Origin of the sequence: Pantoea sp. UYEF8, assembly GCF_040546285.1 — a bacterium.
Lineage (GTDB): Bacteria > Pseudomonadota > Gammaproteobacteria > Enterobacterales > Enterobacteriaceae > Pantoea > Pantoea brenneri.
Map to the genome: position 1 here is coordinate 405,284 of NZ_JBEPNM010000003.1, position 26,240 is coordinate 431,523.

Genomic DNA, 26,240 nt, shown 5'->3' on the forward strand with positions numbered 1-26,240 from the left:
AACGTTTACGTCATTTATTAACCTTAAAGAGTCATACTATGCATGATGCACAAATCCGCGTGGCTATCGTGGGAGCGGGGGGCCGCATGGGGCGGCAACTGATTCAGGCTGTGGTGGATTCGGATGCGGTTTGCTTAGGGGCGGCGCTGGTGCGCCCGGGATCTTCGCTGACTGGCACCGACGCGGGTGAGCTGGCCGGAGCGGGCCGGTTGGGCGTTCAGGTGGTGGATAATCTGGCTGCCGTGGTGAATGATTTCGATGTGCTGATCGACTTTACCCGTCCTGAAGGTACGCTGGATTATCTGGCTGTCTGCCGTGAGCACGGTAAAGCGATGGTGATTGGCACCACCGGGTTTGATGAAGCTGGTAAAGCGGCGATCCGGGCGGCCGCAGAAGAGATTGCGATCGTGTTTGCCGCTAACTTCAGCGTTGGCGTTAACCTGGTGCTGAAGTTGCTGGAGAAGGCCGCCAAAGTCATGGGCGACTACGCGGATATCGAAATTATTGAAGCTCACCATCGCCACAAAGTGGATGCGCCTTCTGGCACCGCGCTGGCGATGGGGGAAGCCATTGCCGATGCCATGCAGTGGAAACTGGATGAGCATGCGGTTTACAGCCGTGAAGGTTACACCGGCGAACGCCAGCCGCAGACCATCGGCTTTGCCACGGTGCGGGCAGGGGATATCGTCGGCGAGCATACGGCAATGTTTGCAGATATCGGCGAGCGGGTAGAGATAACCCACAAGGCTTCAAGCCGGATGACCTTTGCAAAGGGGGCAGTTAAGGCGGCATTTTGGTTGAAAGATAAGAAATCTGGCCTGTTTGACATGCGTGATGTGCTGGATTTGTCGATGTTGTGAGTGTTGTGAACCATCGTGATGTGGTTATTTCAATCGGTAATAGCTTGATTGAAAAGGGGCAATGTTTTCATTGCCCTTAATTTTATAAAAAATAAGCCTCTCTGATAAAATTCCTCTCGTAAGTGTTATTTGTCGTTATTTGCTGTGATCTTTTTCTGTCGCTTTCGCTGTTTTTGACCATTTGGTCAAAAATAACAGTCTCCTGCTGGCTGTTTCGCTTTTTTACCGTCTGGCAAACGATTATTCCGCCGAGTTTTCCTCTATTTTTGCCGCTTATGCGCGGTTTCACGTTCAGAAGGCAGATAATAGTAAAAAAATTCCGGCTCAGGGTAGACAAGTACCAGGTCGATCATTAGAATGCGCGCAATTTGCCAAAAATCGACAATTCAGGCGGTTTTTGCATTGATTCAGGCTACTATTATGAATTAATATGCAGATATTGTGACTGTTTATTCCCTGGAGGATGTTTTGATTAAGTCAGCGCTCTTGGTTCTGGAAGACGGAACCCAATTCCACGGTCGGGCCATCGGGGCAACAGGGTCGGCAGTGGGGGAAGTCGTTTTCAACACCTCAATGACCGGTTATCAAGAAATCCTCACTGATCCCTCCTATTCCCGCCAAATCGTCACTCTCACTTATCCTCATATCGGCAATGTCGGTGCCAATGCCGCCGACGAAGAATCCAGTCAGATTCACGCTCAGGGCCTGGTTATTCGCGACCTGCCGCTGATTGCCAGCAATTTCCGCAGTGAAGAGGGCTTATCCGCCTATCTGCAGCGCAATAACATTGTGGCGATTGCCGATATTGATACCCGTAAGCTGACTCGCTTACTGCGCGAGAAAGGGGCGCAAAACGGCTGCATCATCGCCGGTGACAACCCGGATGCAGCGCTGGCGCTGCAAAAAGCCCAGGCGTTCCCGGGTCTGAAAGGCATGGATCTGGCGAAAGAAGTCAGCACGGCCGAAACCTACAGCTGGCAGCAGGGCAGCTGGCAGCTGGAAGGAGGACTGCCAGAGCAGTCATCAGCCGATGCGCTGCCTTACCATGTGGTCGCCTACGACTACGGTGCCAAGCGCAATATTCTGCGGATGCTGGTGGATCGCGGCTGTCGCCTGACGGTAGTGCCGGCTCAGACGTCTGCGGAAGAAGTGCTGAAGCTGAACCCGGATGGCATTTTCCTCTCCAACGGTCCCGGTGACCCGGAGCCGTGTGACTATGCGATCACCGCCATTCAGGCATTTCTGAACACCGATATCCCGCTATTTGGTATCTGCCTCGGCCACCAGTTGCTGGCGCTGGCCAGCGGTGCAAAGACCGTCAAGATGAAGCTGGGCCACCACGGTGGTAACCATCCGGTGAAAGATCTCGATAACAACCGCGTGATGATTACCGCGCAGAACCACGGATTCGCGGTTGATGAAACCGAGCTGCCGACTAATCTGCGTGTGACCCACATTTCACTGTTTGATAAGACCGTGCAGGGCATTCACCGCACTGACAAGCCGGCTTTCAGTTTCCAGGGCCACCCTGAAGCCAGTCCTGGACCGGGCGATGCCGCGCCGTTGTTTGACCACTTTATTGAATTGATTGACGCATTCCGTTCGAAAGCGAAGTAATCAGGAGCTAATCATGCCAAAACGTACAGACATAAAATCCATCCTGATTCTTGGCGCCGGTCCGATTGTGATCGGCCAGGCCTGCGAATTTGACTATTCCGGTGCGCAGGCGTGTAAGGCGCTGCGTGAAGAGGGTTACCGCGTCATTCTGGTCAACTCCAACCCGGCGACCATTATGACTGACCCGGAAATGGCCGATGCGACCTACATCGAACCGATTCACTGGGAAGTGGTACGTAAAATCATCGAAAAAGAGCGTCCGGATGCGGTACTGCCGACTATGGGCGGCCAGACGGCGCTGAACTGTGCGCTGGAACTGGAACGTCAGGGCGTGCTGGCAGAGTTTGGCGTCACCATGATTGGTGCCACTGCCGATGCGATTGATAAGGCCGAAGACCGTCGCCGTTTTGACGTCGCGATGAAAAGCATCGGGCTGGATACTGCCCGTTCAGGCATCGCGCACACCATGGAAGAAGCGCTGGCAGTGGCTGAAGATGTCGGCTTCCCGTGCATTATCCGTCCTTCGTTCACCATGGGCGGCACCGGTGGCGGTATCGCGTATAACCGCGAAGAGTTTGAAGAGATTTGCGAACGCGGTCTCGACCTCTCTCCAACCAATGAGCTGTTGATCGATGAGTCGCTGATTGGCTGGAAAGAGTATGAGATGGAAGTGGTGCGCGATAAGAATGACAACTGCATCATCGTCTGCTCGATCGAAAACTTTGATGCGATGGGCATCCACACCGGTGACTCGATCACGGTAGCGCCTGCCCAGACGCTGACCGATAAAGAGTACCAGATCATGCGTAACGCCTCGCTGGCGGTGCTGCGTGAAATCGGCGTCGAAACCGGTGGCTCCAACGTGCAGTTCTCAGTCAACCCGAAAAACGGCCGGCTGATTGTGATCGAGATGAACCCGCGCGTCTCGCGTTCTTCCGCGCTGGCCTCGAAAGCCACCGGCTTCCCGATTGCCAAAGTGGCGGCCAAACTGGCGGTCGGCTTTACCCTCGACGAACTGATGAACGACATCACCGGTGGCTTAACGCCAGCGTCGTTTGAGCCATCGATTGACTACGTTGTCACCAAGATCCCACGTTTCAACTTCGAAAAATTTGCCGGCGCTAACGATCGCCTGACCACCCAGATGAAATCGGTGGGTGAAGTGATGGCGATTGGCCGCACTTTCCAGGAGTCGATGCAGAAAGCACTGCGTGGTCTGGAAGTGGGTGCCAACGGCTTCGACCCGAAAGTTCATCTCGACGACCCGGAAGCGCTGACCCGCATCCGTCGCGAACTGAAAGATGCCGGTTCCGACCGCATCTGGTACATCGCTGATGCGTTCCGCGCTGGCATGTCCGTCGACGGCGTGTTCAACCTGACCAACATTGACCGCTGGTTCCTGGTGCAGATTGAAGAGCTGGTGCGGCTGGAAGAGCAGGTCGCACGCGAAGGGGTGAACAGCCTCGACTATACGTTCCTGCGTGCCCTGAAGCGTAAAGGCTTTGCCGATGCACGTCTGGCGACGCTGGCCGGTGTGGCCGAAAGCGAAATTCGTAAGCTGCGTCAGCAGTTCAACCTGCATCCGGTTTACAAGCGCGTTGATACCTGCGCCGCAGAATTCGCGACCGACACCGCCTACATGTACTCCACTTATGAAGAAGAGTGCGAAGCGAATCCGAACCGGGACCGTGAAAAAATCATGGTGCTGGGTGGCGGGCCTAACCGTATCGGCCAGGGCATCGAGTTCGACTACTGCTGCGTTCACGCGGCGCTGGCGCTGCGTGAAGACGGTTACGAGACCATTATGGTCAACTGTAACCCGGAAACCGTGTCGACCGACTACGACACCTCTGATCGCCTCTACTTCGAACCGGTCACGCTGGAAGATGTGCTGGAGATTGTGCGCATTGAGCAGCCGAAAGGCGTCATCGTCCAGTATGGCGGTCAGACGCCGCTGAAACTGGCACGTGCACTGGAAGCGGCCGGCGTGCCGGTTATCGGCACCAGCCCGGACTCGATTGACCGTGCTGAAGACCGTGAACGTTTCCAGCAGGCAGTCGATCGCCTGAACCTTAAGCAGCCGGCTAACGCCACGGTAGCGACGCTGGAGCAGGCGGTTGAGAAAGCTGCCGGCCTGGGTTATCCGCTGGTGGTGCGTCCTTCGTATGTGCTCGGCGGTCGCGCGATGGAGATTGTCTACGACGAAATCGACCTCAAGCGCTACTTCCAGACGGCAGTTTCGGTCTCTAACGATGCGCCGGTACTGCTGGATCGCTTCCTTGATGACGCGGTAGAAGTTGATGTCGATGCGATTTGCGACGGTGAGCGGGTGCTGATTGGCGGCATCATGGAACACATTGAGCAGGCTGGCGTGCATTCCGGCGACTCCGCCTGTTCGCTGCCCGCCTACACCCTGAATCAGGAGATTCAGAATGTGATGCGTCAGCAGGTTGAGAAGCTGGCGTTTGAACTCAACGTACGTGGTCTGATGAACGTGCAGTTCGCGGTCAAAGACAACGAAGTTTACCTGATTGAAGTCAACCCGCGTGCGGCCCGTACCGTACCGTTCGTCTCCAAAGCGACCGGTGTGCCGCTGGCAAAAGTAGCGGCGCGCGTGATGGCCGGCAAAACGCTGGCCGAGCAGGGCGTGACCGAAGAGGTGATCCCACCTTACTACTCGGTGAAAGAAGTGGTGTTGCCGTTCAACAAGTTCCAGGGCGTCGACCCGATTCTTGGCCCGGAAATGCGCTCCACCGGTGAAGTGATGGGTGTCGGCCGGACCTTCGCTGAAGCCTTTGCCAAAGCGATGCTCGGTGCGCAGAGCAACATGAAGAAGTCAGGCCGTGCGCTGCTGTCGGTACGTGAAGGCGATAAGAAACGTATCGTCGACCTGGCGGCCAAGCTGCAGAAGTTTGGTTTCGAACTGGATGCGACTCACGGTACGGCGGTGGTGCTGGGTGAAGCGGGCATCAATCCGCGCCTGGTCAACAAGGTGCATGAAGGGCGTCCGCACATTCAGGATCGTCTGAAGAATGGCGAATATACCTACATCGTCAATACCACCGCGGGACGTCAGGCGATTGAAGATTCGAAGCTGATTCGCCGCAGCGCACTGCAGTATAAAGTGCACTATGACACCACGCTGAACGGCGGATTCGCCACGGCGATGGCGCTGAATGCTGATCCAACCGAGCAGGTTATCTCGGTGCAGGAAATGCACGCGCAAATCAAAGCGAAATAATCGTCGCAACGGCTCCTTCGGGGGCCGTTTTTTTTGGCATTCGCTGGCCCTGAATCGCGTATCAGAAACAGACGCATTTGAATTAAAGCTGCTGATTTGGCTTAATTTTTTAGCTTTCGGTGCGAATAACGCCGTTTCGCACATTTTTATAAATGAAACACTTCCTGTACAGATTTTTCATCAGTACTATGCCTGCCGCTCATTACCAGAGCGGCTTCAGGACATAAATAAAATGAAAATGCGTACTTTTTCTCTGAGTGCAGTGGCTGCACTGATGGCAATGCTTCCTTTCGCCAGCCAGGCGGAAATCACCCTGTTAAAACAGGACCCGCAGGCGGGCGATCCGCTTAGCCGGCTGAACTTTACCGTGGGCGGCAGTATTCGTGCCCAGGTTAATCACCAGACTGGCGTGAACGACAAATCTTACAAGCGCGACGGCTTTGACGGCGGTACCCGTTTCCGTTTTGGCGCTGACTATTATCTGTTTGATGATGTCAGCTGGATCAGCTACTACGAGCTGGGCGTCAACGTACCCGCCGTGTTCGACTGGGATCGCCACTACGCAGATGGCGCGAATAACACCACCCGTCGCCAGCTTTACACCGGCCTGAAAAGCAAGACCTGGGGCCAGCTGACCTTTGGCCAGCAGAACAGCGTTTATTACGATACGGTCGGCGCTAAAACCGATATCTGGGATTACGACATGATTGGCCAGGCACCGGGCAACGGAATCAACGGTGACTATGACGGATCTTACCGTTCGCGTAAGCAGCTGAAGTATAAAAACACCTTCGGCGATGTCGATCTCTACGCTTCTTATCTGTTCGAGGATAACGAATATCTGCCGGGTAACGGCCTGCGCTACAAGCGCAAAGGCGGCGGCTCGCTGGGGCTGGATTATCACATTACCGATGATCTGAGCTGGGGCACGGCGTGGAACTATACGCATGCGGCGATGCGTAACCCGGACAACGGCGACAGCAAAGACTATGACCAGAACATTCTGGGTACCGCACTGAGCTGGACACCAGGCAACTGGACCCTGTCAGCAGGCGGTGGCTGGTATCAGAACTTCATGACCACCAAGCGCAAAGATGTGCATGACTACTTTGCTGGCGACGCGTGGGGCATTGAGTACTTTGCCGGTTATAAAGTCCCGGTGGCGCAATATGGTCTGAAAGCGGTGCAGCCTTACGTGATGGGTGACCGTATCGAATATGCTAACGGCCGTAACTACCAGCGCATCGATAACGGACTGGGCGTGACGCTGTTCCTCGACTACGGTTTCCGCGTCGATTACGAACACGTCTTCACCTCCAGCACCGATAACCTCGGTGATATGAATCTGGTGCGTCTGCGCTACGATTTCTGATTACGCTGACGGCTCCTGCGGGAGCCGTTTTTATTTGTCTCTCTTCCTTTTGTACCAGCATAAGCCGGATCTCTGGCGTGCTGCGGCCAGCCATCGTCATTGCACGGTGAAAAACTCTGCCTCAGCGCAAAAAAGCGGTGGCAAAAAAGCTTTACTCAAATAGACCTTTCTCGCTATCGACGAAAGTTTCGCCTTTACGTATGATGGCGCCAATTTTTTCCAGTGAGTGGTTAACATGATTAGTCTTATCGCGGCATTAGCAGCAGATCGCATTATTGGTATGGAGAACGCCATGCCGTGGGACCTGCCTGCAGATTTGGCGTGGTTTAAGCGCAATACGCTGAAAAAGCCGGTGATTATGGGCCGGCTGACCTTTGAATCTATTGGTCGTCCGCTGCCGGGCCGGCTGAACATCGTGGTCAGCAGCAAGCCGGGTAGCGCCGAAGGCGTCACCTGGGTCACCTCGCTGGATGCGGCGTTGCAGGCCGCCGGTGATGCTGAAGAGGTTATGGTGATTGGTGGTGGCCGGATTTATGAGCAGATGCTGCCGCGTGCCGACCGTCTCTATCTGACCCACATTGATGCAGAAGTGGAGGGTGATACTCAGTTCCCGGACTACGAGCCGGACGAGTGGCAGTCGACCTTCAGCGAATTTCATGACGCTGATGCACAGAACTCACACAGCTACTGTTTTGAGATCCTCGATCGCCGCCGTTAAGCCCGATCGCAATAAAAAAACGCCCTGCATATTGCAGGGCGTTTTTGTTTGTCGGGTCAGCCGGCGGATTGCTGAGAGATAACCTCATCCGGCAACGGTTGCTGGCGATTGGAAGGCTGCACATAGTAGCGCTGGCTTTCCCAGTGCAGCAGGGTCAGCGTACCACCCCAGCAGCAGCCGGTATCCAGGCCAATAATTCCTTCTGGCGTGCCTTTGCCTTCCAGCGAGGCCCAGTGACCGAACACAATGGTATAGTCGCGCGCCACCGGTCCTTCGATGTTGAACCACGGCTTTAACGGCGGCAGTGCCGACTCCGGCGCATCCTTGCAGATCATATCCAGCTGACCATTCGGGAAGCAGTAGCGCATCCGGGTGAGGGCGTTGGTACTGAAGCGCAGGCGGGCCAGCCCGGTAAGGTCTTCGCTCCAGTTGTTCGGCATATCGCCATACATCGCATCCAGGAACAGCGGATAGCTGTCACTGGCGAGCACTGCTTCCACTTCACGCGCACACTTTTGCGCGGTTTCGATATCCCACTGCGGCGTAATACCGGCATGGCCCATCACCAGCTTGTGCTCTTCATCGACCTGTAACAGCGGCTGACGCCGCAGCCAGTTGATCAGCTCATCCGCATCGTCCGCTTCCAGCAGTGGCGTCAGGCGATCTTTAGGCTTGTTACGGCTGATACCTGCGTAGACCGCCAGCAGATGCAGATCGTGATTGCCCAGCACCAGTCGCACCGCATCGCCCAGTGATTTCACGTAGCGCAGCACCTCAAGCGAACCCGGGCCGCGCGCCACCAGGTCGCCGGTCAGCCACAGAGTATCCTGCTGAGGATTGAAATCGACCTGCTGCAGCAGCGCACGTAATTCGTCGTAGCACCCGTGAACGTCGCCAATCAGGTATGTGCTCATAGACTTTTATCCAGTATGAAAATTTGCCCGACGAAGCGGGCAACAGGCGTGCAAATCAATGAATGTGAGTTTGAATTGCGAGGCGGAAAACCGGGATTTCGACCTGAAAGGTTTCACCCTGTTCGTCGATCATCACATAGTGTCCCTGCATGGTGCCCATCGGGGTTTCAATCACTGCACCGCTGGTGTACTGAAATTCATTGCCGGCTGCGATATGCGGCTGTTCGCCGACTACGCCTTCGCCCTGAACTTCGGTTTCCCGGCCGTTACCATTGGTAATCAGCCAGTAGCGTCCCAGCAGTTGCACCGGTGAACGGCCGAGGTTGCGAATGGTAATGGTATAGGCGAAGACGTAACGCTCGTCATCCGGTGAGGATTGCGAGGCGACGTACTGGCTTTGCACATGAACCGAGACGCGGGCCGTTTCACTCATCACTTACTCCTGCGATTTTCCCAGATGGTTCGCCAGCCAGTTTGCCAGCTGACAATATTGCGCGACCGAAACGTTTTCAGCCCGCAGGGTTGGATCAATCGACAACTCTTCCAGCGCACCGGCGGTCACCATGTGACTCAGGCTATTGCGCAGCGTTTTACGACGCTGACCAAATGCTTCAGTGGTCACGCGGCTCAGGATACGCACGTCGCTGACCGGATGTGGCGGCTCGGCAAACGGCACCAGGCGTACCACGGCAGAATCAACTTTCGGCGGCGGCGTGAACGAGTGCGGAGGAACTTCCAACACCGGAATCACCTGACAGTAATATTGCGCCATCACCGTCAGACGGCCGTAGGCTTTGCTACCCGGACCGGCGACCAGACGGTTGACCACTTCTTTTTGCAGCATGAAGTGCATGTCTTTGATCGAACCAGTATAGCTGAAAAGATGAAACATCAGCGGGGTCGAAATGTTGTACGGCAGGTTGCCAAATACGCGCAGCGGCTGGCCTCTTTCCTGCGCCAGCGCGGCGAAGTCGAAGGTCATGGCATCCTGCTGGAAAATGGTCAGCTTTGGTCCGAGGAACGGATGGGTTTGCAGGCGCGCAGCGAGATCGCGGTCCAGTTCCACCACCGTTAAGCTGTCGAGGCGTTCGCCCACCGGCTCGGTTAAGGCACCCAGGCCAGGACCGATCTCCACCAGCGCTTCATCGCGCTGCGGGTGGATTGCGGAGACAATGCTGTCGATAATGTACTGATCGTTCAGGAAGTTCTGCCCGAAACGTTTACGGGCGTAGTGCCCCTGATGGACGCGATTATTCATTACTGCTCTTGATCATAGTGATGGCGAGGTTAAGCGCCGTGATGAAGCTGCCCGGCTCAGCCTGACCCAGTCCGGCGAGTTCAAGCGCGGTACCGTGGTCAACTGAAGTCCGGATAAAGGGCAGGCCAAGGGTGATATTTACCGCCCGGCCAAACCCCTGAAATTTTAGCACCGGCAGGCCCTGATCGTGATACATCGCCAGCACCGCATCCGCATGTTGCAGATATTTGGGCTGGAACAGCGTATCCGCCGGTAGCGGGCCGGTTAACTGAATACCCTGCTGACGCAGTTCATTCAGCGCCGGGATGATAACGTCGATCTCTTCCCGACCCATGTGGCCGCTTTCGCCCGCATGCGGATTAAGACCGCAAACGTAAATATGCGGCTCGGCAATGGCGAATTTTTGCTGCAAATCGTGATGCAAAATGGTGATGACTTCATGCAGGCACTCGCGCGTCACCGCGGCAGAGACCTCTTTCAGCGGCAAATGGGTGGTGGCCAGCGCCACCCGCAGCGCTTCGGTTGCCAGCATCATCACGACCCGATGGCCGCCTGCGCGATCGGCGAAGAACTCGGTATGACCGGTGAAGGCGATACCGGCATCGTTGATCACGCCTTTATGCACCGGGCCGGTAATCAGGGCGGCAAACTCACCGCTCAGACAACCGTCACAGGCGCGCGCCAGCGTGGTCAGCACATAATCGCTGTTGGCCACGCAGAGTTCGCCTGGTGTAACCGGCTGTGCGGTATCGACCGGCAGGATGGTCAGCGTGCCGGCCTGCTGCGGCTGTGCCGCTACGCCAGGCTGGTAAGTCCGCAGCGTCAGCGGCAGGCCAAGCTGCGCTGCGCGCTGCTGCAGTAGCGCCGGCGAGGCGCACACCACCAGTTCAACTGGCCAGTCCTGCTGGGCCAGTTGCACCGTCAGATCGGGACCAATCCCGGCGGGTTCGCCGGGCGTGATCACCACTCGGGCATTACTTTGCATTGTTATCCAGAATCTTCACGTAGGCGCTGGCGCGTTGTTCCTGCATCCAGGTCTGCGCTTCTTCAGCAAACTTACGGTTGAACAACATGCGATAGGCACGCTCTTTCTGGGCCGCATCGGTTTTATCCACCTGACGGGTATCCAGCAGCTGGATTAAATGCCAGCCGAAAGAGGAGTGAACCGGCTGGCTGGTCTGGCCTTTTTGCAGGCGCAGCAGCGCATCACGGAACGCCGGATCAAAGGCTTCCGGAGAGGTCCAGCCGAGATCGCCGCCCTGGTTAGCTGAGCCGGGATCGTCAGAGTACTGTTTGGCGGCGGCGGCGAAGGTGGTTTTCCCGCTGCGGATATCGGCAGCAATCTGCTCTAACTGCGCACGTGCCTGGTTATCAGTCATAATTGGCGACGGCTTCAGCAGGATGTGACGGGCATGCACTTCGGTGACCGAGACGTTTTTGCTCTCACCGCGCAGATCGTTCACCTTCAGAATGTGGAAGCCGACACCGGAGCGAACCGGACCGACGATGTCGCCTTTTTTCGCGGTTGCCAGTGCCTGCGCAAACAGGGTAGGTAACTCTTCGATTTTGCCCCAGCCCATGTTGCCGCCTTTCAGCGCCTGTGAGTCAGCCGAGTAGGTGACCGCCATTTTGCCGAAGTCTGCGCCGTTTTTCAGTTCACCCACCAGCTGTTTGGCCAGGGTTTCCTGCTCATCGACCTGCTGCTGCGTCGGGTTCTCTGGCAGCGGCAGCAGGATATGGCTGACGTTCAGCTCGGTACCCTGGCTATTCTGGGAGGCGATCTGCGTTGACAGCGTATCCACTTCCTGCGGCAGGATGGTGACGCGACGGCGCACTTCGTTGTTACGCACTTCCGCAATCAGCATCTCTTTACGGATCTGCGAGCGATAAGTGCTGTAGTTCATGCCGTCGTACGCCAGGCGGCTACGCAGCTGATCAAGGCTCATGTGGTTCTGCGCAGCGATGTTCTGAATGGCCTGATCCAGCTGCTGATCGCTGATCTCAACACCCGCTTTTTCGCCCATCTGCAGAATGATGTTGTCCATGATCTGACGTTCCAGAATCTGGTGGCGCAACGTTTTGTCATCTGGCAACTGCTGACCTGCCTGCTGGGCCTGAGATTTGACGGTGCTCATCATACCGTCCACGTCGCTCTCAAGAACCACGCCGTTATTGACCACGGCTGCAACTTTATCAACCACTTGTGGTGCTGCGAACGCGGTGTTGGCACTCATCGCCACACCAAGAATCAGCATTCTCCAGTTCTTCATACTTTATCCATTGTTGGTTCCGCACTGCGGGATTGCCTGTCAAACATCACAACATCAGAAAGCGCGCTGGTAAGGAATGATGCCCTGACGCAGCATTTGGTTGGTGCCTAAGCCATAGTTGGAACTCAGACCACGCAGCTCAATGTTGAATGAGATTTGGTTGTCATACTTACTGTCGTTGTTTTCCCAACCGTTAATTTTGCGCTCGTAGCCCAGGCGAATCGCGTAACAGCATGAGCTGTATTGCAGACCAACCAGTTGCGATGCCGGACGCGTGTTGCGGGTATCATAGTAGTAAGCCCCTACCACAGACCATGCATCCGCGATCGGCCAGCTGGCCGTGGTGCCGACCTGAGAAATCCCATTTTTATAGATGGGGTTATCCACCAATCCGCTATTGTTCAGCGCAGTCGCCACGTATTCCGGGCTGCTGTAGCGATAGCTCAGCTGCACCATACGATCGGCGTCACGACGGTATTCCAGGACGGCATTTCCCTGGGAGACGTTATCGAGTTTGGTATCATACTGAATCCCACCCCGAACGCCCCAACGATCGCTTACTTTCCAGTATGTATCGCCAGCCCAGATCAGGCTGCCGGTATCATCTTCTTCACTGGTCTGATTAACGCCAGTGCGCGAAGGGGTAAACGAGTAGATTTGACCCACGGAAACGTTAAAACGTTCAACCAGATCGGTATCATAAATACGTGAGGTCACACCGGTGGCCACTTCATTGGCCGAGGCGATGCGATCCAGACCACTATAGGTGCGGTCGCGGAACAGGCCGGTGTAGTCGGTTTGCAGCTGGGTCGAGTCGTACGGATAGATGTTGCTCTGATCGCGATACGGGATATAGAGATACTGCACCCGCGGTTCCAGCGTCTGGGTATAGCCCGCCGCCGAACTCATGTCGCGGTCAAACACCATCCGGCCATCGACTTTAAATTGCGGCAGGGTGCGGTTTACAGACTCATCAAGCGCGCCACTTTTGTTGCCGCGTAATCGGTTAGCGGGGTTGTTATAAAAATCGACGTTCGTCTGCTGATAATGGGTCGCCAGCAGCTTCGCTTCGGTATCCAGGCTGGCCCAGCCATTGGAGAGCGGCAGGTTGAGCGTCGGTTCAACATGCAAACGGGTCGCTTCAGGATAGCGATTGCTGACGTTAGTAAATTTCACTGCCTGAGCATAGATACGGCCGTCAAACGGACCAATATCGTTCTGATAGAAATTCAGGTCCAGCTGCGGCATTGCACGGTAGACGTTGCTGGTGGTGTCGCCAAACACCTGGAAGTCTTTGGTGGAGAGCGTAGCGTTCCAGTTGGACTCTGCGTAGCCAATGCTGAATTTCTGCGTGGCGTAGTTGTTGGTCGAACTGTAATACTTCGAGTCGAGATCGTTGAAGTAGTACTTATCGCTGACCTTGGTGTAATCCGCGCTGAAGCGCCAGTTTTTGTCATAAACCCCGGCATGACGCCAGTAAAATAACCAGCGGTCAGAACTGTCGTCGTCGGCGATGCCACGCACCGCTTTGTCGTTATCGTACTGTTTGTCCGATGCCAGATAGTCGAATTCGACCAGGCCCGCGCCTGCCACCGTCAGATAACGGAATTCGTTTTCGAACTGCATGCCGCGCTTGCTCATGTAGTGCGGCGTAATGGTGGCATCGGCCTGAGGCGCAATGTTCCAGTAATAAGGCAGCATGAACTCAAAGCCGTTGTTGCTGCCATATTTTGCATTCGGGATCAGGAAACCAGAGCGACGACGATCGCCGATCGGTAACTGCAGATAGGGGCTATAGAACACCGGTACCGAACCGAGTTTGAAGCGGGCATTCCAGATTTCCGCCACTTCTTCTTCCCGATCCTGGATCACTTCCGATCCCACCACGCTCCAGCTGTTCGAGCCCGGCAGGCAGGAAGTAAAGCTGCCGTTTTCCAGAATGGTGTAGCGGTTGTTGCCGCGCAGCTTCATCTGGTCGGCGTTACCGCGTCCCTGACGATCCACCATCTGGTAGTCGCCATTCCAGACGTTGGTATCTTTGCTGTTGAGGTTTGACCAGGCTTTCGGACCTTTCAGGATGACCTGATTGTCGTCGTAGTGCACATTACCGAGGGCATCGACGGTACGCACCGGCGTAGTCTGGCCCTCCTGCTGACGCTGATGAAGTTGTACTTCATCAGCCTGCATCCGGCTGTTGCCCTGTTCAATATTCACATTGCCGGTGAAGACCGCATCGTTAGGGTAATTCCCTTTTGCGGCGTCGGAGTGAATGGTCACCGGCAGCTGGTTAGTGTCGCCACTGACCAGCGGGCGGTTATAACTCGGCACGCCTAACATACACTGCGACATTAAATCGTCGGCAAAGGCTTGCTGGCTAATGGCTGAGCCGATCAGAGTGGCCAGCAGGGTAGGTATATGTTTTTTCATACGCGGTATCGAGAATTCCATGAAAACTGGCATCATGCCGACAATCGGGTCAGAGACTAACTTACTGCCCGGCGTTGTGCCAGTGTTAATCCTTTTCTGTCCGCGTTGCCGTTAGGCGCTGAGATAAATGACAGGTATGATAATGCAATTTTCAGCCGCAAGCATGGCGAATTGAGGAGTTTATGCGCTACTGGGGAAAAGTTGTGGGTCTGGCACTGGGTTTACTTTCCGGCGCAGGCTTTTGGGGTATTGTGATCGGTTTGATCATTGGCCATATGATTGACAAAGTTCGCGGCGCACAAGGCAAGGCTTACTTCTCAAATAATCAAACCCGACAGACGCTGTTTTTCAGCACCACCTTTCAGGTGATGGGCCATCTGACCAAGTCAAAAGGGCGCGTCACCGAAGCGGATATCCAGATTGCCTCGCTGTTAATGGAGCGGATGCAGCTGCACGGGGAGTCACGTACCGCTGCTCAGCGGGCGTTTCGCGAGGGTAAACAGGCCGATTATCCGCTGCGCAGCAAACTGCGTGAATTGCGTAGCGCCTGTTTCGGCCGCTTTGACCTGATTCGGATGTTCCTTGAGATTCAGATTCAGGCCGCCTTCGCGGACGGTTCGCTGCATCCTAATGAGCGCCAGGTGCTGTATGTGATTGCGGAAGAGCTGGGAATTTCACGCGGTCAGTTCGATCAGTTCCTGCGGATGATGGAAGGCGGTCAGCAATTTGGCGGCGGCCAGCGTTCTGCGGGCGGTTTCCAGCAGGCGCAACGCGGACCGACGCTGGAAGATGCCTGTAGCGTGCTGGGCGTGAAGAGCAGCGATGACGCCACCACCATCAAACGCGCTTACCGTAAATTGATGAGTGAACACCATCCGGATAAGCTGGTGGCGAAAGGCCTGCCGCCGGAGATGATGGAGATGGCCAAGCAGAAAGCGCAGGAAATTCAGGCCGCTTATGACCTGATCCGCAAAGAAAAAGGCTTTAAATAAATCCAGGTTACCGTAACGTTTTGCCCTGGGGCAGACGTCACGGGCGCAAGGTCAGACTGAGATTAAAAGTCGGCGGGCTGACGGAAGGTCATGGCGTTACCGAATGCGGGATGGGTAATCGTCAGTGACTCGGCGTGCAGCAACAGGCGCGGCGCCATCGCTTTAGCCTCAGGATGAGCATAAAAATTGTCGCCCAGAATCGGATGGCCCAGCGCCAGCATGTGTACCCGCAGCTGGTGTGAACGGCCGGTAATCGGTTTGAGCGATACGCGTGCGCTGTTATCAGCCCGGTACTCCAGCACCTGATATTCGGTCTGCGCGGCTTTGCCGGTCTCGAAGCAGACTTTTTGCTTTGGACGGTTTGGCCAGTCACAAATCAGCGGCAAATCAACCACTCCCTTCTCCGCGGCCGGATGGCCCCAGACGCAGGCCACATAGGTCTTTGCGGGTTCACGCTCACGAAACTGCCGTTTCAGCTCGCGTTCTGCGGCTTTGTTCAGCGCCACCACAATCACGCCGCTGGTGGCCATATCCAGCCGGTGCACCGATTCCGCCTGCGGGTAATCACGCTGGATGCGTGTCATCACGCTATCTTTATGTTCGTCCAGCCGGCCGGGCACCGAAAGCAGGCCGCTGGGTTTGTTAACCACCATGATGTGCGCATCCTGATAGAGAATGTGCAGCCAGGGTTCACGCGGTGGATTGTAGGGTTCCATGGTTCTTTCCAAAAATAAGGGGCCTGCGGCTGAGATTGTTTACACAGTCTGGCCCGATTAGCTGTGATAGCGTGCCAGCGCAGGAAACACGGGCAGATCGGAAAGACGCAAAAGCTGTCATCCCTGACAGGCCCGGCCCGCACCATTTATGGCGCGGGACGCTTTCCTTTCCCTGCATCCTGAGTTTCTCAGTTGCGGCCAGATTCATCCCGGCCCCTGAGCTTACTGGTGAGTCACCACAATCAGGCGCAGCGCGTCGAGACGCCAGTTAGCCTGATCGAGACTTTCCAGCACCTGCTGACGGTTACTTTCCAGCGCCTCGATTTCATCCTCACGGATGTTCGGATTAACCGCTTTCAGCGCGTCAAGACGGGCCAGTTCCGCCCCCAGCTTCTCGTTCGCCTCGGCACGGGCAGCATCAATCACTGCGCGCGCTTCGCTGACCACTTTCTCTTCACCCTGGGTCAGAATGGCATGCACATCCTGCTGTACCGCGTTAACCAGCTTGCTGCCGGTGTGACGATTGACGGCATTCAGCTGACGGTTAAAGCTTTCGAACTCCACCTTGCCCGCAAGGTTAGTGCCGTTACGGTCCAGCAGCAGACGAATGGGCGTCGGCGGCAGGAAGCGGGTCAACTGCAGATGCTTCGGTGCCTGCGCTTCGACCACGTAGATCAGTTCGACCAGCAGCGTACCGACCGGCAGCGCCTTGTTCTTCAGCAGCGAGATAGCGCTGCTGCCGGTGTCGCCCGACAGGATCAGATCGAGACCGTTACGGATCAGCGGATGTTCCCAGGTAATGAACTGGGTATCTTCGCGTGACAGCGCCTGGTCGCGGTTAAAGGTGATGGTACAGCCATCTTCCGGCAGGCCGGGAAAATCGGGCACCAGCATGTGATCGGACGGCGTCAGCACGATCAGGTTATCGCTGCGATCTTCCTGATTGATACCGACGATATCAAACAGGTTGAGCGCGAAGTTCACCAGACCGGTATCGTTGTCCTGCTCGCCGATGGCGTTAGCCAGCGCCTGAGCAGCGTCGCCGCCGTTGGAGTTCAGTTCCAGCAGGCGATCGCGTCCCTGTTCCAGCTGCAGTTTCAGGGCATCGTGTTGCTTACGGCAGTCAGTGATAAAGGCATCGAAGCCGTCACTGTTTTCTGGTGCGGCCAGATAGTCGATCAGCTGTGAATGCACGCTGTCATAAATGGTCCGGCCGGTCGGGCAGGTATGTTCAAACGCATCCAGCCCTTCGTGATACCAGCGCAGTAACACCGCCTGCGCGGTCTTCTCCAGCCACGGCACCAGAATCTGGATATCGTGCGCCTGACCGATACGATCAAGACGCCCGATACGCTGCTCCAGCAGATCCGGGTTGAACGGCAGATCAAACATCACCAGACGGCTGGCAAACTGGAAGTTACGGCCTTCAGAACCAATCTCCGAGCAGAGCAGCACCTGAGCGCCGTTCTCTTCTGAGGCGAACCACGCGGCGGCACGGTCACGTTCAATGATCGACAGACCTTCATGGAACACCGCCGCCCGGATACCTTCGCGCTCACGCAGCACCTGCTCCAGCTGGAGTGCGGTGGCGGCTTTGGCGCAGATCACCAGTACTTTCTCTTTGCGGTTGCTGGTGAGATAACCCATCAGCCACTCCACGCGCGGATCGAAGTTCCACCAGGTGCCGCTGTCGCCTTCAAATTCCTGATAAATCTGTTCCGGATAGAGCAGGTCACGCGCGCGTTCTTCTGCGCTTTTGCGGGCACCCATAATGCCGGAGACTTTAATTGCGGTCTGATACTGCGCCGGCAGCGGCAGACGAATCTGGTGCAGTTCGCGTTTCGGGAAGCCTTTGACGCCGTTACGGGTGTTACGGAACAGCACACGGCTGGTGCCGTGGCGATCCATCAGCATTGAAATCAGTTCCTGGCGCGCGTCCTGCTTGCCGTCGCGATCGCTGTTAGCAACCTGCAGCAGCGGTTCAATGTCCTGCTCGCCGACCAGATCGTTAATCCGGTTCATCTCATCCTGTGAGATGGGCTGGTCAGCCAGCAGCGAGGTCACCGCATCGGCGATCGGGCGGAAATGCTGCTGTTCTTCAACAAAAGTGGCAAAGTCGTGGAAGCGGTTAGGATCGAGCAGGCGCAGGCGGGCGAAGTGACTCTCCATGCCCAGCTGTTCCGGGGTCGCGGTCAGCAGCAGTACCCCGGCGGTTTTTTCCGCCAGCTGTTCAATCACCTGATATTCACGGCTCGGCTGGCCTTCTGACCATGCCAGATGATGCGCTTCATCCACCACCAGCAGATCCCACTCGGCATCGGCCAGCAGCTCAAGACGCTGCTTGTTACGGCGCACAAAGTCGAGCGAACAGATAATTAACTGTTCGGTTTCAAACGGGTTATCGCTGTCGTGCTGGGCTTCGGTATAGCGATCGTCATCAAACAGCGCGAAACGCAGGTTGAAACGGCGCAGCATCTCGACCAGCCACTGATGCTGCAGGGTCTCCGGCACCACGATTAACACGCGGTCGGCACGTCCGGCCAGCAGCTGCTGCTGTATGATCATCCCGGCTTCAATGGTTTTCCCGAGACCGACTTCATCCGCCAGCAGCACGCGTGGCGCGTGGCGACGGCCCACATCATGGGCGATATGCAGCTGATGCGGGATCAGGTTGGTGCGCATACCGCGCAAGCCGCTGATCGGCAGACGATATTGCTCACTCTGGTATTTGCGGGCGCGGAAACGCAGGGCGAAACGATCCATCCGGTCGAGCTGGCCGGCAAACAGGCGATCCTGCGGCTTGCTGAAGACCAGCTTGCTGTCGAGCATCACTTCGCGCAGCATCACGTCGCTTTCATCGGTATCAAGACGCGTGCCGATATAGGTCATCAGGTCATTTTCGTTGCGTACTTCATCGACGCGCATCTGCCAGCCTTCATGACTGGTGATGGTGTCACCCGGATTGAAGATGACGCGGGTAACAGGCGAATCGTTGCGGGCGTAGAGGCGGTTTTCCCCGGTGGCCGGGAACAGCAGGGTGATCATGCGGGTATCGACCGCCACCACCGTGCCCAGTCCCAGTTCACTTTCCGTATCACTAATCCAGCGCTGACCTAATGTAAAAACCATATATTTTTAGCTCGAATTTTTAACGTTTTTGAAGGTGTTCCCGGATACTCAGGCAATAGCATTTCATCCAAACGAAAAGGTCTGGAGAGTCTCTCTTAGCGCGGTGAGTTTCAGGAAGGGCGCTATGGTACTGGATGGCAGGGCATTCGTCACCTGTCAAAAAAGACCCAACTGCCCGGTAATCAGTGTAGCAAAATCCCCTCCGACGAAGGGTAAAATGCCGTCGGCAACCGGTTGTAACTGCTTACTGACGTAGTGATCATAATCCAGCGGCGTGGTGCGAGCCTCCAGCGGCTCCGGGCCAGCCGTCGCCATCACGTAACGAATCCGGCCACCCTTCTGGTACTGCAACGGCCGGTTTAATTTGCGATTCTGCTCATCCGCCAGCCGGGCGGCGCGCACGTGCGGCGGCACATTTCGTTCATACTCTATCAGCGGACGGCGCAGACGTTTCTTATAAATCAGCTGATCGTCGAGTTCGCCGGCCAGCAGCTGCGCTACGGTGGTGCGAATATAGTCCTGCCACGGCTCACGGCGAAAAATACGGCTGTAGAGCTGCTGCTGAAACTGCTGTGCCAGCGGCGTCCAGTCGGTGCGAACGGATTCCAGTCCCTTAAACACCATACGTTCGCCCGCCGCTTCGCGGATCAGTCCGGCATAGCGTTTTTTACTGCCCTGTTCGGCGCCACGGATGGTGGGCATCAGGAAACGGCAGAAGTGATTTTCATACTCCAGCTCCAGTGCGCTGGTCAACCCCTGAGTCTGCTGCAGATGGTCACGCCACCAGGCGTTTACTTTTTGCGTCAGCTGCTGACCAATCGCGGCGGCGTCCTGCTCGCTGTGGGCGGATTTCAGCCAGACGAAGGTCGAGTCAGTATCGCCGTAAATCACATCGTAGCCTTCTTCCTCAATCAGCGTGCGGGTCTGCTGCATAATGGCATGGCCACGCAAGGTAATCGAAGAGGCGAGCCGTGGATCGAAAAAGCGGCAGGCGCTGGTGCCGAGCACGCCATAAAAGGCGTTCATGATAATCTTCAGCGCCTGCGACAGCGGCTGGTTGCCCTGCTGTTTGGCGGCTTCGCGGCCCAGCCAGATCTGCTCAACGATGGCGGGCAGGCAGTGGGTATGACGGGAAAAGCGCGCTTCGCGAAAGCCGGCCACCGAATCAGCATCGTCAGGATGCGCCAGCCCTTCCACCAGGCCAACCGGATCGATCAGAAAGGTACGGATAATCGACGGATAGAGGCTTTTGTAATCCAGCACCAGCACCGAGTCGTAGAGTCCCGGACGCGAATCCATCACGTAACCGCCGGGACTGGCTTCCGGGGCCACATCGCCGAGGTTCGGCGCGACAAATCCGCTGCGGTGCATCCGCGGAATATAGAGATGGCTGAATGCCGCGACGGAGCCGCCGTGACGATCGACCGCCAGGCCATTCACCGCCGCACGCTCCAGCAGAAACGGCATAATCGCCGTTTTGTGGAAAATCCGGGTGACCAGCTCGCAGTCTTTCAGGTTATAGCGCGCCAGAGCCGGTTTATCATTGGCGAAGCGCCAGTTAATCTCCTCCATGCGCTGCCACGGGTTATCGATCGCCTTGCCTTCTCCCAACAGTTGCTGCGACACCGATTCCAGACTGAATGACGGGAAATCCCAGAAGGCGGATTTCAGCGCATCGATGCCGTCAATGATCAGCCGGCCGCTGAGTTGGGCGAAAAATATGCCGGGCTTAAAGCCGTGCTCACGCCACTCCAGCGTCGTCTGCTGACGGCCCAGACGCAGCGGAATAGCGTAGCGATCGGCATGTTTCTGCAATACCCGCAGATCAAACTGCACCACGTTCCAGCCAATGATCACATCGGGGTCGTGCTGCGCGAACCACTGGTTCAGCGCCTCAAGCAGCTGCGGACGCGTCTCCAGATAGATCAGCTCAAAATCGAGCGCGCTGGCATCGCCGTTGGGCGGACCCAGCATATAGACCTGGCGCTGGCCGCAACCCTCCAGCCCGATGCAGTAAAGCTCGCCATGCTGGGTGGTTTCAATGTCCAGCGAAACCCACTTGAGCGGCGGCCGATAATCGGGATGCGGTTTCAGCCGGGCATTTACCACGCTGTCGCCCTGCGGCTCGCCGTCAAACCAGACCGGCGCGGTAATAAAGCGCTCCATCAGGTAGCGCTCGGGCGGGCGGATATCGGATTCATAGATCGGGATGCCCTGTTCGCGCAGCAGCTTTTCGATGCGTTGCAGCTGGCGATTCTGCCGGCAGTAGATCCCGGCTACCGGGCGCTGGCGGAAATCTTTCAGTTCAAGCGGTTGGATGCGCAGCTGACGCTCATCTTTCAACAGCTCGCTGACCTGAGACTGAAACTCACGCGGAATAAACGCGACCGACTCCTGAGCCGGCAGCACCACGCGCTGGGCACCCTGATCGGTGGCGAGCCAGAGAACAATCTCACTGCCTTGCGGGGTGTCGCGCCAGTGGCGGGTAAGCAGAAAACCTGCGCGGGGCCTATTCACATCGTCTCCAGACTCAGGATTTTTGAACGGTGATAAAACCCGCTCAGTATAACATGGATATTTATACAGTTCCCGCGGTTGGCTTTTGTCAATATTGTCCTACAATTCTTGCCTTGACGCTGTGCGGCTGGCTCAGGACAATCCAGCCTTCTGCTTTTTCTAAGGAAGTTTATGGAAGCCTGGGTTCAACACCTGTTTACGCAGTCGCTGGAGTGGGCGCTGTTTGCGGTTGCGCTGGTCACTTTTCTGGAATCACTGGCGCTGGTCGGGCTGTTGCTGCCGGGAACCGTGCTGATGGCGAGTCTGGGCGCGCTGGTCGGGAGCGGACAAATTGGCCTCTATCCGGCCTGGGCGGCCGGGTTTGCCGGTTGCCTGATTGGCGACTGGGTTTCTTACGGTATCGGCTGGAAATTTCAGGGTCCGCTGCATCGCTGGAAGTATCTGCAAAAGTACAAAGGGCTGCTGGATAAAACCGAACACGCGCTGCATCAGCACAGTATGTTTACCATTCTGGTCGGACGCTTTGTCGGCCCGACGCGCCCGCTGATCCCACTGGCGGCCGGTATGCTGGAATTGCCGGTACGTAAATTCCTGCCGCCGAATCTGATTGGCTGCCTGCTGTGGCCACCGCTCTATCTGCTGCCCGGCATTCTGGCTGGTGTGGCAGTCGATGTGCCCGAGGCGGCGCAGGGCGGTAACTTTAAGTGGCTGCTGCTGACGGCAGCGATAGTGGTGTGGCTGGGCGGCTGGTTAGGCTGGCGCTGGTGGCGCAGCGGCAAGAGTCAGGATTGGGCGACCGCCTGGCTGCCGCCGGAACGACTGCGCTGGCTGGGACCGCTGGGGCTGGTGATCGCCATCGCCGCCCTGGTCGGCATTCAGTTCCATCCGATGATGCCGATTTTCCGTCATCTGCTGTGGCAGGTCTTTTTCGAATAATCACCGGTTAGCGGCGCGGGATGCCCAGGACATCAGCCTCCCGCGTCTCACCCGACAGCAACTGTCGGGTCTCGCCGTCCCAGTAAACCCGTCCATCAACAATTACCACGCTGCGCGGCGCGATCTGTTGCGCATCTTCCAGACTGTGCGACACCATCAGCAGCGTGATGCTGCGGGCTTCGCACACCGAGCGCACCAGCTGCAGCATTTCGCTGCGCAGCGCCGGATCCAGCGCCGAAAAGGGCTCATCCAGCAGCAGCACCGGGCGATCGCGCAGCAGACAGCGTGCCAGCGCCACCCGCTGACGCTGGCCCCCCGACAATTCGCCCGGCAGTCGCGCCAGCAGATCGCCTAATCCCACCTGTTCGGCTAGCGCAGCAAGCTGATGGCGCTGCTCTGCGTTGAGCTTCAGTCCCGGGTGCAAGCCCAGCGCCATGTTCTGCTGCACGCTGAGGTGCGGAAACAGATTGTTCTCCTGAAACAGCATTGATACCGGCCGTCTGGCTGGCACGCTGTGGCTATGATCCTGACCATCAATCATCAGCGTGCCCTGGCGGATCGGCAGAAAACCGGCGATCAGGCTGAGTAGCGTACTTTTTCCGGCACCGCTTGGCCCGAGGATCGCCAGCCGCTCGCCACGTTCGGCGTGCAGGCTGAAGCGCATCGGCAGATGCTGATAAAGGTAAGTAAGGTTATTCAGTGTCAGCATGGCGGCCCGGTAATTTTTCCATCAGGGTGAACAGCAACAAACAGAGCAGCAGCAGCAGCAGGGCGGTCACTGCACCGTCGGCACCGCGATAGGCACCGATCTGTTGATAAAGGTAGAACGGCAGGGTGCGGAAGTCGGCATTGCCAAACAGCGCCACCACGCCAAAATCACCGATCGACAGCACGCAGGCAAACGCCAGCGCCTGTGCCAGCGGACGTTTGAGGGCACGCAGTTCTATCAACCGCAGCCGGTTCCAGCCGTGGATATCCAGTGAATCGCATAGCCTGCCGTAGCGCTCGGCGACGTCACGCATCGGGTTTTCCAGCACTTTCAGCGCATAGGGAATGGCGATCAGCGCATTAGTGAAGATCACCAGCCCGTCTGCCGACGCCGGCAGGCCAACGGTGGCGTTAAACAGCAGAAAGAAGCCGGTCGCCAGCACGATGCCGGGCATTGCCAGAATCAGCATGCCGCTGGTGTCGATCAGCTGTGCGGCGAGCGGGCGCTGACGCAGCCGCAATTCGCGACTGCTCCACAGCAGCATCAGCGTCAGTATCACGCACAGCAGGCCGGCACCGACCGCGATGCGCAATGAGGTCAGGGTCGCCTGCCACAACGCTGGCTGGGCCAGTGCGCCGCGCAGTCCGCCGTGCAAGCCATCCACCACTACCGCCGCCAGCGGCGGCAGCAGCAGCAGTAACGCCAGCAGAATCAGCAACCCATCCGTTAGCCGGGCCAGACGCGAATCCTGCGGATCGCGCCAGCCGTGCAGCTGGCTGGTGCCGGCGGGTATCGCTTTACTGAATCGCTGGCTGAGCAGCACCAGCGTCAGGCAACAGCTGAGCTGAATCAGCGCCAGCAATGCGGCGCGACCGGGATCGTAGTCGTAGCTGAGTGCCTGAAAGATCGCCAGTTCAATGGTGGTGGCCTGGGGGCCGCCGCCCAGCGACAGCACGGTGGCGAAGCTGGCGAAGCAGAGCATAAAGATGAGCGCGCCGGTCGGCAGCAGCTGACGACGCAACCACGGCCATTCCAGCAGGCGAAAGTGGTGCCAGCCGCGCAGATCAAGCTGTGCGGCCAGCTGACGCTGCTCCGCCGGTATGCTCTCCAGCGCCTGTAGCATCAGGCGCGTAGCCAGCGGCAGGTTAAAAAAGACATGCGCCAGCAAAATGCCCTGCAATCCATAGGGCGAGAAGTGATAGTCGATGCCCAGCCACTGACACAACTGTGCCAGCCAGCCGACGCGGCCATAAACCGTCAGCAGGCCGAACACCGCCACCAGCACCGGCAGCACCAGCGTCATGGCGCACAGACGCAGCAACAGCTGACGGCCGGGAAAGCGGCGGCGATAGAGGGCGCGCGCCAGCGGCACCGCAGGCAGCAGCGACAGCAGGGCGGAGAGCAGCGCCTGACCAAAGGAGAACGCCACAACGTGCTGCAGGTACTCATCCAGCAGCACGCTACGCCAGTCGGTGACCGGCGCGGCATTCCACAGTGAGATAAAGGCGAACAGCGCCACGCTGATTAACAGCAGCGTGGCGAGCGAACCGGGGATCAGCCAGCGCGGCATTAACGGCTGACGGCGCGTTGCCATTGGCTAATCCAGCCAGAGCGCTGGCTGGCTACCTCTTCCGGCGAATAGTGCAGCGCGGTGGCGGGCACCTGCAGCGTGGCGAAGCCAGCAGGCAGGGTGGTATGGATCACCGGATACATCCAGTTGCCGGTCGGGATGGTGTTCTGGAACGCCGGCGAGACCATAAACTGCATGAACTGCTGCGCCAGTTTCGGCTGTTTACTGCTGGCTAACTGCGCAGCAACCTCGACCTGCAGATAGTGGCCTTCGGCAAACGGTGCGGCGGCGTAGTTCTCTTTTTTCTCTTCGATAATGTGATAGGCCGGCGAGGTGGTATAGCTCAGCACCAGATCGCCTTCGCCTTTCAGGAACAGACCGTAGGCTTCACTCCAGCCCTTGGTTACCGTCACGGTTTTCTGCGCCAGCTTTTGCCATGCCTGCGGGGCCTGGTCGCCATAGACTTTCTGCATCCACAGCAGCAGACCTAATCCCGGGGTACTGGTACGCGGATCTTCATAGATGACCCGCCATTTTTCCGGGCTCTCTACCAGCTCTTTCAGGCTTTTCGGCGGATTTTTCAGACGGGTTTTGTCATAGACGAAGGCGAAATAGCCATAATCAAACGGAACAAAGGTGCTGTCGTGCCAGCCGCCCGGCAGCGTCAGCTGTGCGGTATCGACCTGGCTGGCGGCAAAAAGACCGGTTTTTTGCGCCGCCTGCACCAGATTGTTATCCAGTCCCAGCACCACATCCGCTTTGCTGTTTTTGCCTTCCATTCGTACGCGATTCAGCAGCGACACGCCATCTTCCAGCGTGACAAATTTCAGTTCGCAATCGCACTGGGCTTCGAAGGCTTTTTTGACCGCCGGACCGGGGCCCCAGTCAGCGGAGAAGGAGTCGTAGGTGTAAACCGTCAGAACCGGTTTGGCAGCCAGTACCGGGGTGGAAAGTAACAGCAGCAGTGGCAGAACTTTGTTAAACACTTTGCGCT

19 protein-coding genes are annotated in these 26,240 nt (G+C 57.1%); 7 read left to right on the forward strand and 12 right to left on the reverse strand.

What is annotated here, in order from left to right:
• The first annotated feature begins 38 nt into the window (after positions 1-38).
• From dapB to folA, 5 genes are all read left to right on the forward strand, one after another.
• Positions 39-860, forward strand: a complete 822-nt coding sequence (dapB, locus tag ABIB18_RS08195) for a 4-hydroxy-tetrahydrodipicolinate reductase (protein ID WP_316553816.1) — start codon at positions 39-41, stop codon at positions 858-860.
• 468 nt (positions 861-1,328) lie between these two features.
• Positions 1,329-2,477, forward strand: a complete 1,149-nt coding sequence (gene carA / locus ABIB18_RS08200) for a glutamine-hydrolyzing carbamoyl-phosphate synthase small subunit (RefSeq protein ID WP_354473952.1) — start codon at positions 1,329-1,331, stop codon at positions 2,475-2,477.
• 13 nt (positions 2,478-2,490) lie between these two features.
• Positions 2,491-5,718: a carbamoyl-phosphate synthase large subunit gene (carB, locus tag ABIB18_RS08205; RefSeq protein WP_031376005.1), complete on the forward strand. Its 3,228-nt coding sequence runs from the start codon at positions 2,491-2,493 to the stop codon at positions 5,716-5,718.
• A gap of 238 nt (positions 5,719-5,956) precedes the next feature.
• Entirely contained in the window at positions 5,957-7,090 is a 1,134-nt protein-coding gene (locus ABIB18_RS08210) for a porin (RefSeq protein ID WP_407719896.1), read from the forward strand.
• Between the two features lie 235 nt (positions 7,091-7,325).
• The gene (gene folA, locus ABIB18_RS08215) at positions 7,326-7,808 is read left to right on the forward strand and encodes a type 3 dihydrofolate reductase (RefSeq protein ID WP_031376003.1); all 483 of its coding nucleotides are present in this window, start codon (positions 7,326-7,328) and stop codon (positions 7,806-7,808) included.
• Positions 7,809-7,864: 56 nt separating this feature from the next.
• Here the strand turns inward: folA and apaH are convergent, their stop codons facing one another.
• From apaH to lptD, 6 genes are read right to left on the reverse strand one after another with little or no spacing between them, the layout of a single operon-like run.
• Positions 7,865-8,722: a bis(5'-nucleosyl)-tetraphosphatase (symmetrical) ApaH gene (gene apaH / locus ABIB18_RS08220; RefSeq protein WP_354473953.1), complete on the reverse strand. Its 858-nt coding sequence runs from the start codon at positions 8,720-8,722 to the stop codon at positions 7,865-7,867.
• Positions 8,723-8,777: 55 nt separating this feature from the next.
• Positions 8,778-9,155, reverse strand: coding sequence for a Co2+/Mg2+ efflux facilitator ApaG/CorD (gene apaG / locus ABIB18_RS08225; RefSeq protein WP_031376001.1), 378 nt, complete (start codon positions 9,153-9,155; stop codon positions 8,778-8,780).
• Between the two features lie 3 nt (positions 9,156-9,158).
• Positions 9,159-9,980 carry a 16S rRNA (adenine(1518)-N(6)/adenine(1519)-N(6))-dimethyltransferase RsmA gene (gene rsmA / locus ABIB18_RS08230; RefSeq protein ID WP_031376000.1) on the reverse strand — a complete coding sequence of 274 codons (822 nt, stop codon included), beginning with the start codon at positions 9,978-9,980 and terminating at the stop codon, positions 9,159-9,161.
• Positions 9,973-10,965: a 4-hydroxythreonine-4-phosphate dehydrogenase PdxA gene (gene pdxA / locus ABIB18_RS08235; protein WP_031375999.1), complete on the reverse strand. Its 993-nt coding sequence runs from the start codon at positions 10,963-10,965 to the stop codon at positions 9,973-9,975. The genes rsmA and pdxA overlap by 8 nt, the downstream gene beginning before the upstream one ends.
• Complete coding sequence (gene surA / locus ABIB18_RS08240; protein WP_031375998.1) at positions 10,955-12,250, reverse strand: peptidylprolyl isomerase SurA; 1,296 nt, start codon at positions 12,248-12,250, stop codon at positions 10,955-10,957. Before surA ends, pdxA begins: the two co-directional genes overlap by 11 nt.
• A gap of 54 nt (positions 12,251-12,304) precedes the next feature.
• Positions 12,305-14,677: an LPS assembly protein LptD gene (gene lptD, locus ABIB18_RS08245; RefSeq protein ID WP_354473954.1), complete on the reverse strand. Its 2,373-nt coding sequence runs from the start codon at positions 14,675-14,677 to the stop codon at positions 12,305-12,307.
• 182 nt (positions 14,678-14,859) lie between these two features.
• Between lptD and djlA the strand changes: the two genes are divergently transcribed.
• Positions 14,860-15,669, forward strand: a complete 810-nt coding sequence (gene djlA / locus ABIB18_RS08250; RefSeq protein ID WP_069728441.1) for a co-chaperone DjlA — start codon at positions 14,860-14,862, stop codon at positions 15,667-15,669.
• Positions 15,670-15,731: 62 nt separating this feature from the next.
• Here djlA and rluA read toward each other — a convergent pair whose 3' ends face one another.
• The 3 genes from rluA to polB all read right to left on the reverse strand — a co-directional run bounded on the left by rluA (position 15,732) and on the right by polB (position 22,031).
• Positions 15,732-16,385, reverse strand: a complete 654-nt coding sequence (rluA, locus tag ABIB18_RS08255) for a bifunctional tRNA pseudouridine(32) synthase/23S rRNA pseudouridine(746) synthase RluA (RefSeq protein WP_069728440.1) — start codon at positions 16,383-16,385, stop codon at positions 15,732-15,734.
• A 222-nt stretch (positions 16,386-16,607) separates the two neighbouring features.
• Complete coding sequence (gene rapA, locus ABIB18_RS08260; protein WP_354473955.1) at positions 16,608-19,514, reverse strand: RNA polymerase-associated protein RapA; 2,907 nt, start codon at positions 19,512-19,514, stop codon at positions 16,608-16,610.
• Positions 19,515-19,670: 156 nt separating this feature from the next.
• Positions 19,671-22,031: a DNA polymerase II gene (gene polB, locus ABIB18_RS08265; RefSeq protein WP_354473956.1), complete on the reverse strand. Its 2,361-nt coding sequence runs from the start codon at positions 22,029-22,031 to the stop codon at positions 19,671-19,673.
• Positions 22,032-22,202: 171 nt separating this feature from the next.
• Here polB and ABIB18_RS08270 point away from each other — a divergent pair, with 171 nt between their 5' ends.
• Positions 22,203-22,967, forward strand: coding sequence for a DedA family protein (locus tag ABIB18_RS08270; protein ID WP_031375992.1), 765 nt, complete (start codon positions 22,203-22,205; stop codon positions 22,965-22,967).
• Between the two features lie 7 nt (positions 22,968-22,974).
• On the opposite strand, the gene thiQ is transcribed toward ABIB18_RS08270, so the two are convergent.
• Genes thiQ through thiB form a run of 3 tightly spaced genes read right to left on the reverse strand, consistent with a single transcriptional unit; the run spans position 22,975 to position 26,232 of the window.
• A complete protein-coding gene (gene thiQ / locus ABIB18_RS08275; protein WP_354473957.1) occupies positions 22,975-23,676 on the reverse strand; it encodes a thiamine ABC transporter ATP-binding protein ThiQ in 702 nt (233 codons plus the stop codon).
• Entirely contained in the window at positions 23,660-25,270 is a 1,611-nt protein-coding gene (gene thiP, locus ABIB18_RS08280) for a thiamine/thiamine pyrophosphate ABC transporter permease ThiP (protein WP_031375990.1), read from the reverse strand. The genes thiQ and thiP overlap by 17 nt, the downstream gene beginning before the upstream one ends.
• The gene (gene thiB, locus ABIB18_RS08285) at positions 25,246-26,232 is read right to left on the reverse strand and encodes a thiamine ABC transporter substrate binding subunit (protein ID WP_354473958.1); all 987 of its coding nucleotides are present in this window, start codon (positions 26,230-26,232) and stop codon (positions 25,246-25,248) included. The genes thiP and thiB overlap by 25 nt, the downstream gene beginning before the upstream one ends.
• Positions 26,233-26,240 lie beyond the last annotated feature (8 nt).